This window comes from Protofrankia sp. CiT1 (assembly GCF_917627335.1).
Taxonomy (GTDB): Bacteria; Actinomycetota; Actinomycetes; order Frankiales; family Frankiaceae; genus Protofrankia.
Map to the genome: position 1 here is coordinate 1 of NZ_CAKJTP010000125.1, position 825 is coordinate 825.

General features: G+C 45.6%; 1 protein-coding gene. It reads left to right on the forward strand.

What is annotated here, in order from left to right; all coding sequences use genetic code 11:
• On the forward strand, positions 1-665 hold a 665-nt coding region (locus MJ785_RS16770; protein WP_239381693.1), incomplete at its 5' end, for a hypothetical protein.
• Between the last annotated feature and the right edge of the window lie 160 nt (positions 666-825).

Here is an 825-nt window from a genome sequence, read left to right on the forward strand (position 1 = left end):
TGCCGGGCGAACCGGAAGCCCTCGAAAATCTTGTTCGAATGGCGAACTGCCGGTACGGACAAAACGAGCTAGACCAGAACATAGTTAGGAAAAATTACATTGAACCATTCTTGCAGGAGTCCTCCTGGACAGTAATCATGGATAAATTTATCGGCTGCTCTCTTGAGGATACTAATCTACGGTGGTTCTGGAAATTACTCCGAAATAGCCACAGCAATCACGGTCAACGAAAACTTAAAATTATTACCACAATTCCCAATTCTTTTCCTACCGAAAAAAACAATCTCATCGAACATCTCAAAAAGTGTCAGGAATCGCTCATCGGTGACTGCCTCGGCAACGACTCGAATCTCGAAAGTGTCGAGATTCAGTGGTTACCTAAATGGAAGTGGAGTGCCGAAGAGAAGCACGACCGTCATATTCGATTCGATGACCGTGTTATCGAAATTAGCTCAGGATACGAAGTACTTCGTGCACCGAAAAAAACCGATGCACACTTTACATATTGGGTTAAAGATACCCGGCACACAGCCTATACCACCATAACCAGCGAGGAAAATCGGGCATCAAAGGCGGCCTCATACTACTCTTGCAGTACATACATAAATGGCATACTCAAAAAAACGACGATACCGACAGAGGTGCGGAAGAAACGAACTTATTGATCATAATCGGGTCAAAAATTGGCCTGCGACCACAGAGCAAGCGGGTGAGGACGCGGTCGTGGTGTCATGGCTGTGGCACCACAAACGACCGAATGATCACCTGCCGGTGCTCTACGCAAAGCAACATAATGAATTCTTTTAGTTATAAACAGAGAAACCC